The sequence below is a fragment of the Candidatus Kryptobacter tengchongensis genome (assembly GCF_001458555.1).
In the GTDB taxonomy this organism is placed as follows: domain Bacteria; phylum Bacteroidota; class Ignavibacteria; order Kryptoniales; family Kryptoniaceae; genus Kryptonium; species Kryptonium tengchongense.
This window is the reverse complement of sequence record NZ_CZVH01000097.1, coordinates 1-7,206: the sequence shown is the minus strand read 5'-3', so window position 1 is coordinate 7,206 and position 7,206 is coordinate 1. Positions and strand designations below refer to the sequence as shown.

The following is a 7,206-nucleotide window of genomic DNA, read 5'->3' as shown; positions in this document are numbered from 1 at the left end:
TCCTCGGATTAAAGTTTCTCCATCTGGCATCAAAATTGGAATTCCAATTGAAATTATTTGTGCTCTTAATTTTTTATTTGACTTTATAATCTCGGCACACCTCTGGCTCATAACCTTTGGATCTTGTTTGATGACATTTTCCATGCTTTCAAATGCAAGTTTCAGGAGGTGCGCTTCATAAAGAAGTTTTGATAATCTTGGCGGACCAAGCAATTCAAAAGCAATGCTTTCAACACCATATTGTTTTTCAAGTTCTCTCATCCTTTTTAAGGCTGATTCAGTCAAAAAGCCAGCCCTATAGGTTGGTTCAAGCGTAGCGTGGTCAAGCGCATTTATTATGTCGTGTCCTGTATTACCACCTTTGATCTCAAAGATAACCGTTTCGGCAATTTCTTCAGGTGTAACATACTCCATCTGCCCTGGGGTTGAAAGTGTTTCAAATTCGGCTCTTGAGAAGAGTCCATTTTCCCCCGTATCAATAAAAACTGATTTTAAAGTTTCGTTGAGCTTCTCAAAACTATCCTCAGTTATTCTCAATTCAATTGTTCCATTTAATTTAAATGCTTTTTCAGGCGGGCAATCAATCAATTCAACTGGCTTACCGAATCTTTTTATTTCTCCATATCCAATTTTTTTCCATGCGATCGCTGCTGTTGGTTTTATTTCTTTTGTTATAGGTGCATCTGGGGTTCTGCCCATTAAAAAGAGAAGAAGCGTGTGTGCTCCAGCAACGGCAGATTTACTAAGTAAAACCTTTGAAGGTCTTTCCTCGCTATGATATGGAATGTTTAAGCCCATTCCTCCAGTTCCGCTTGTCCCAATTTTAACATAAATCTTTGTCCCAACTTCTTGCATTGAGCGATAAAGTATTTGAACATGTCTTATAAGTTGGGGAATGTAAAGTGTTGCGAGTAATCTTTCAACTGGCTCAATTATATTTTCCTTTTCACCATCCCCAGTTTTAAATCTGTCAATTGAATGCAAAACTTCAAGAGCAGATGTGAAAATATCCTGATAAGCAATTGCTGTTGCAGTGTTAATACAATCAATCACAATTTCGGGTGAAAATCTGTTCAGTAGCTTGTAAAGCGCTGACTGTTTTAATATCTCATCAGTAAGCTCTCCGAGTATGTCGTTGATCAAAGTCCTTCTGTATTCAGGGTTTGATAAAATTTCCTCTCTGCTCATGTCTTTAAATTCATCTCTGACGAAGATGTTGCCCCACCAAGGTATAAAAAAGTTTCGGTCAAATTCTGGGAATTCTTTTCTTAATTTCTCAACTGCTTCTTCGGCTTCCCACTGTTTGAGGGAAGCAACAATTATATTTCTTGGTTTTTCTTGAACTATTCGGCGGGTAACAGCTGAGCCGACAAGTCCCCATGCTCCAAGGATAAGAACTGATTTTCCTTTGATATCCATGATGTGGGTGGCTTTAATTTTTGTTGCATTTTAATTTAGCCAGATAAAGTAAAATTTCCAAAATCAAAAATTAGACACATTTGAAATGAAAACTTGTTTTTGTAAATTTTTTAAAACAAAAAATTGAAAAAACTATGTCAAAGTTTGCAAAGTTCATTGCCGGAATTTCGTTCATCTTGCTTGTTTTATTGATCGCTGTGATCATCCTTTCATACAAACTTATCACAAGATCACATCCAAAACTTGAAGGAACTTTGAAAACGCATTTTTTAATTGACACAGTTTATATTTATAGAGATGAAAATGGAATACCACATATATTTGCAAAGAATGAACATGACCTTTATTTTGCTCTCGGTTATGTGACCGCACAAGATAGATTGTGGCAGATGGATCTTTCAAGAAGGATTGCCTCTGGGAGATTGTCTGAAATTTTTGGGATTGAGACACTGGAAATTGACAAACTTTTCAGAACTCTTGGGTTGAATGAGACAGCTAAAAAAATGCAGAAATATCTAAGCGAAAAATCAATAGAGATCTTAAAATCATACACAGATGGTGTAAATTATTTTATCAAAACGAACAAAGGGAATTATCCAGTTGAATTTAAATTACTTGGGTATGAACCTGATGAATGGAGCATAACAGATTGCATTTTAATAACAAGATTAATCGCTTGGCAGTTAAATTTTGCGTGGTGGAATGAACCAGTTTTTAGTGAGATTCTTTCAAAGGTTGGAGAGGAAAAATTTAGAAGGTTGATACCTCGGTATCCTCAGAATGCCCCTCTTATCATAAAAAGATATGTCGTCCCGACAGGGAAGTTCGTTGAAGCGAATGTTAAGTTTAGAGAGATGTTTGGAATGGTTTCAGATGGAATTGGAAGTAATTCATGGGTTATCTCTGGTAAAATATCAAAAAATGGTAAGCCAATGCTTGCTAATGACCCACACCTTCCTTATTCGCTTCCATCAATATGGTATCAGGTTCATTTAAACGATGGCTCCTTTGACATGCTTGGGGTTTGTATTCCAGGAACCCCTGGAATAGTCATCGGGAGAAATAATTATATCGCATGGGGGCTTACAAATGTGATGCTTGATGATACAGACTTCTATGTTGAAAAGATTGATTCGGTGGAAAAGAAATACTTTTATAATGGAGCATGGTTGCCCCTTAATGAAAGGGAAGAAGTAATTCATGTTAAGGGGAAAGGTAAATACAGCTTCAGGGTTTTCTCAACACATCGTGGACCGATTATAAGTGATGTATATGAGTTTAGTTTTACCGAATATATCCCTAAAGCTGATGCGAGATATATTACTTCAAAAGCAGTTTCAATGCAATGGACTGGAAATTTGATCTCTGATGAAATTTTGGTTTTTTACAAGATTAATCATGCTAAAAATTGGGATGACTTTAAAGATGCTCTTAAATTTTTCACTGTTCCTGCACAGAATTTCATCTATGCTGATGTATATGGAAATATTGGATACTATTGTGCTGGTAAAATACCGATAAGAAAGAATTTAAATCCATTATTGCTAAATTCTGGTGAAACTGATGATTTTGATTGGATTGGTTTTGTTCAATTTAATCAACAACCTAATGTTTTTAATCCACCAGAAAATTTCATCGCGACAGCCAATAATAAGATTGTTCCAGATGATTACCCATACTATATCACTTATCTTTGGGAACCAGAATCAAGGGCGATCAGAATTAATGAATATTTATCATCAAAAGAAAAGTTTGAGTTAAACGATTTTAAAACTTTACAACTTGATTATTTTTCGCATTATGCAAAAGAATTAACGCCGTATATCATTAATGCATTTGATGGCAATGAAATTACAAACGATTTTGTAAAAAACGGGCTTAGGTATTTAAAGAACTGGGGTTTCAATTTTTCTCGTGATGATATAGCTACAACAATTTTCAACGCTTTTGTTGTTGCGATGATGAGAAACACATTTGAAGATGAACTTGGAGGGGAACTTTACAAAAGGTTCATATTCTATTCTGGTGTCCCAGTTAGGATTTTAAAACAGCTGATAATTGAAAATGATACGCTTTGGTTTGATGATGTTAAAACTGTGGATAAAGTTGAGACAAGGGATGAGATAATTCGTAAAAGTTTTGAGGAGGGTATATATAGTTTGAGGAAATTGCTTGGAGATGATATGTTGTCATGGCATTGGGGGAGGTTGCACAAGCTTGAACTTGTGCATCCGCTTGGGTTGAGAAAACCACTTGATAAGATTTTTAATCTTGGTCCTTTTGAGATCGGTGGTGCAGGTACAACTGTAAATAATGCTGGTTTCAGCATGCTAAGACCGTTCAATTGTGTTCTCGGTCCATCAATGCGTCAAATTGTTGATTTTTCGGAAAATTTATTATATTCAATTATACCAGCGGGACCATCTGGGCAAATTATGAGCAGGTTTTATGATAGTCAGACACAGCTTTATTTGAAAGGTGAATATGTTAAAATTGAGATGGGTAGAGAGAAACTGGAAAATGGTAAATCAAGGATATTAAAGTTTGTTCCGGAGGAATGAAAAATAAAAGGCAAAATAATAGAGTTCTATTTATTGCTTTTGGTTTAATTTTTGTGGTGGCTGTTGTTTTTGGAGTTTTGAAAATTTTAAATGTGGATTATAAATTTTCAGATGAAGAGGAGATAACTGTTCAAAATCCATCTTATCAAATTGATGTTTTAAATGGTTGTGGAGTAGAAGATGTTGCTTTTCAAATAACACAGTATTTGAGAACCAAAGGTTTTGATGTGATTGATTATGGAAACTATGGCGCTATTGTAAATGAAAGTTTTATCGTTGACCATGTTGGAAAGCCAGATACTGCAAAGTTAATTGCAAAGGTGCTTGGTATAAGTGAAAATAAAATTTTAAGAGCGAAATCAAATTATTATAATGAATTCACGGTTGTCATAGGCAAGGATTATATCATGTTAAAACCGTTTAAAAACAAAGGTGAGGAAAATTTTTGAGGCCAAAAACTCTCGCAAAGAAAGCAGCACAACTTGCTCTTGAAAAGAAGGCGGAGGATATAGTAATCATGGATGTGAGGAAGTTAACATCAGTTACAGACTTTTTTGTAATATGTTCAGCAGAATCATCAGTTCAGTTGAAAGCAATAGTTGATCACATAGTTGAGGAACTTGAGAAAAAGGGAGTTAAAGCCTGGCATATTGAGGGATATACAAATTTGTCGTGGGTTTTAATTGATTATGTTGATGTTGTTGTTCATGCATTTCTAAAGCCAGCGAGGGAATTTTACGGGCTTGAAAGATTTTGGGGGGATGCTAAATTTGAGTACATAACAGAAGATAGTGTAAAGCCAAAAACAAAAAGCAGAAAAGGTAAAAAAGATGCCTCAATCAGCGAAGGAATACCTGAAAGAAAAAGTTAAATCAGCATTGCAGAAAATTGGAGTTAAACTTGATGGAATTGAAATTGTATTTGATAAGCCAAAAAATGAAATCTTTGGTGACTTTGCTACAAACATTGCGATGCTCTTGGCAAAAAAGATTGGTAGAAATCCGAAGGAGATCGCTTCTGAGATATTGTCAAGCCTTGAGATAGAGCCAGAGTATATTGAAAGGGTTGAAGTCGCCGGACCAGGCTTTATAAATTTTAAGCTTACTCCAAAGTTTTTCGTACAACAGATTAGGGAGATTTTAAATCAAGGTGAAAATTATGGAAGAATAAACATAGGAAATGGGAAAAAAGCAAATGTTGAATTTGTAAGTGCAAATCCAACTGGACCTCTTACCGTTGGGCATGGGAGAAATGCGGTGCTTGGAGATACAATTGCAAACATACTTGAATGGGTTGGATTTGAGGTCACCCGTGAATATTATTTCAACAATGCAGGAAGGCAAATGAGAGTCCTTGCGGATTCAGTTCGGCTTCGCTATCTTGAATTACTTGGGGAAAAAATTGATTATCCAGATGAGTATTATCAAGGGGATTATATAAAGGACATTGCAAAGTTGTTAATTGATGAATATGGTGATTCACTAAGGAATGAAGTTGATTTGAAAATTTTCAAAGAGAAAGCTGAGAAAGTTATTTTTGACGACATAAAGAAAACTTTAAAAAGGTTGGGGATAGAGTTTGATGTTTTTTACAATGAGGATTGGCTTTACGAGAAGAAAATATGGGATGTTATTTCGGAGCTTGAAAAACTTGGTTATGTTTATGAGAAAGATGGGGCGAAATGGTTTATGGCTACGAAGGTCGGAGGGGAGCAGGATAAAGTGCTTGTCAAAAGCACCGGCGAGCCGACATATAGGTTACCAGACATAGCTTATCACATTGAAAAATTTAAAAGGGGATTTGATTTAATAATTGATATTTTTGGTGCGGACCACATTGCTGAGTATCCAGATGTTCTAAGGGCGCTTGAGGTGCTTGGATATGATGTTTCAAAAATTAAGGTATTGATATATCAATTCGTGACCCTGGTAAGAGATGGTGAAGTTGTTAAGATGTCAACGAGAAGGGCAAATTATGTAACGCTTGATGAATTAATTGACGAAGTCGGACCAGATGTTGTGAGATTTTTCTTTTTAAATAGGAGCAGAGATGCACATTTAAATTTTGATTTGAATCTTGCAAAGAAGCAATCAGAAGAAAATCCTGTTTATTATCTTCAATATGCTCATGCAAGGATAGCGAGTATTTTAAGATTTGCAAAGGATTCTGGGATTAAGATTGAAGAAATAGATCGCGCAAATTTTGATCTTCTTGTTGAGAAAGAGGAGATTGAGCTTGCGAAATTGTTAAGTTCATTCCCGGAGGTGATTGAGATTGCTTATTTAACGTTTGAGCCATTGAAGATTATAAATTATCTTAACGATGTCGCTGAGACATTTCATAGATTTTATCACAGGCATAGGGTCGTGAGTAATGATGAAAATCTCACTCTTTCACGTCTTTCATTGTGTCTTGCAGCTAAAATCGTTATTGCAAATGGATTGAAAATCCTAGGCATTTCAAGACCTGAAAAAATGTAATTTTATATTTTGGTGAACTCAAAAACAAAAAGGAGACGTAATTATGTTGCGTAAATTAACTATTTTTTCATCTTTTTATTAATTCTAACTTCTTTTCCAATTTATCAAGCGCTTGCAAATGTATATGCAAGCAACATCAGATTTACAAATCCAGATGGCAAAACTCCTTTTGATGGAAGTTTTGCTGATAAAACAGGAGTTAGAATTTAGTTCACGCTAAATGATTCAGCAACAGTGGTTGAAGTAAAAATTTATCATGAGGTTACAACGACCTACTCAAAAACTATAACTGTTTACAATCTAATACCTGGAGATCATAGCGTTTACTGGGATGGAACAGATGACTACGGCATCCCAGGACCAATTGGAAACTATATCGTTGAAATTAAAGCACAACAACTTGGTGGATATTCAGCATGGACTCAGGTTTGGGAAAATCCCGTATATACAGCTCCTGGAATTGGATTAAGTAATAGGGATATTGATGTAAATAAGGATCCAAATAGTAGAAATTTCGGATTTTTGTATATGACTGAATCAACAACCAGCTATCAATATAACCGTATGATAAAGGTCAATGCTTATGGAACACTTGTTGGGGAATTTGATCGCTCCGCTACATTTGTTAACTCCAATTTTGACCCATGGCATTTAGCAATAGCAAAAGATGGGAGAACTTATACCACTTATCTTAGTCTTAAACAGATAAGAGTTTACGAAGATGTTTCTTTGGTTGATTCATTTTC

General features: G+C 35.3%; 5 protein-coding genes and 1 pseudogene. 5 read left to right on the top strand and 1 reads right to left on the bottom strand.

What is annotated here, in order from left to right:
• Nucleotides 1-1,419, bottom strand: a 1,419-nt coding sequence (locus AT685_RS07545) for a Rossmann-fold NAD(P)-binding domain-containing protein (RefSeq protein WP_072152165.1), incomplete at its 3' end; no start/stop codon positions are given.
• 134 nt (nucleotides 1,420-1,553) lie between these two features.
• On the opposite strand from AT685_RS07545, the gene AT685_RS07540 reads away from it, so the two are divergent.
• The 5 genes and pseudogenes from AT685_RS07540 to AT685_RS07520 all read left to right on the top strand — a co-directional run.
• Complete coding sequence (locus AT685_RS07540) at nucleotides 1,554-3,980, top strand: penicillin acylase family protein (RefSeq protein WP_072152164.1); 2,427 nt, start codon at nucleotides 1,554-1,556, stop codon at nucleotides 3,978-3,980.
• Entirely contained in the window at nucleotides 3,977-4,429 is a 453-nt protein-coding gene (locus AT685_RS07535) for a LytR C-terminal domain-containing protein (RefSeq protein ID WP_072152163.1), read from the top strand. Before AT685_RS07540 ends, AT685_RS07535 begins: the two co-directional genes overlap by 4 nt.
• The gene (gene rsfS / locus AT685_RS07530) at nucleotides 4,426-4,851 is read left to right on the top strand and encodes a ribosome silencing factor (RefSeq protein ID WP_072152162.1); all 426 of its coding nucleotides are present in this window, start codon (nucleotides 4,426-4,428) and stop codon (nucleotides 4,849-4,851) included. Before AT685_RS07535 ends, rsfS begins: the two co-directional genes overlap by 4 nt.
• Nucleotides 4,811-6,460, top strand: coding sequence for an arginine--tRNA ligase (gene argS / locus AT685_RS07525; protein WP_072152161.1), 1,650 nt, complete (start codon nucleotides 4,811-4,813; stop codon nucleotides 6,458-6,460). Before rsfS ends, argS begins: the two co-directional genes overlap by 41 nt.
• 234 nt (nucleotides 6,461-6,694) lie before the next feature.
• Nucleotides 6,695-7,206, top strand: a pseudogene (locus tag AT685_RS07520) (hypothetical protein); the annotation flags it as partial.

Excerpts from the sequence above, each read along its gene's own strand:
- AT685_RS07540 (WP_072152164.1), top strand. The coding sequence starts at position 1,554 with ATGTCAAAGTTTGCAAAGTTCATTGCCGGAATTTCGTTCATCTTGCTT.
- argS (WP_072152161.1), top strand. The coding sequence starts at position 4,811 with ATGCCTCAATCAGCGAAGGAATACCTGAAAGAAAAAGTTAAATCAGCA.
- AT685_RS07535 (WP_072152163.1), top strand. The coding sequence starts at position 3,977 with ATGAAAAATAAAAGGCAAAATAATAGAGTTCTATTTATTGCTTTTGGT.